This window comes from Rhodococcus sp. P4_F3_2 (assembly GCF_056401335.1).
In genome coordinates, this window is the sequence record NZ_JBFUJN010000194.1 from 1 (window position 1) to 456 (window position 456).

The following is a 456-nucleotide window of genomic DNA, read 5'->3' on the forward strand; positions in this document are numbered from 1 at the left end:
TTCCAATGATAATTGCATATGGCTTTTGGTCATTTAAATGAAGTTGAGATATTTTCATATCCAATAGTTCATCCAATCGTGCTGCAGTTCCGTATAAAAAAACCATAAATGTGATATCTCTTTTTCCTGTTCTGGTCTGTGGATTAGGAACTGCCAGAAGCGCCTTTACTGCTTCACGACTCATTCCCTGTACATTTTTCTTTGTCGTTTTTCGGGACTCGATTCTCGTAGCATCATTAGATAAGTATAGATATTTAATATCCCGGCTTCCAAGAAATTTTAAGAATACTCGTAACGAAGATAACCTAAGATTACAAGTTTCCGGACTACAGTTTCTGTTTTTCATCAGCCAAGTGAGCCATTCCTCAATCACAGGTTGTTCAAAACAGCCTGCTGAAAGATTCTCTGGGGATACAGATTTTACATCTGATAAAAATCCGATGTAGAGTGTTAGGG

The 456-nt window shown here is 37.5% G+C and carries 1 protein-coding gene; it reads right to left on the bottom strand.

Going from position 1 to position 456, the window contains the following annotated elements:
- On the bottom strand, nt 1-184 hold a 184-nt coding region (locus AC1DWA_RS33380), incomplete at its 3' end, for a hypothetical protein (protein ID WP_477917770.1).
- Nucleotides 185-456 lie beyond the last annotated feature (272 nt).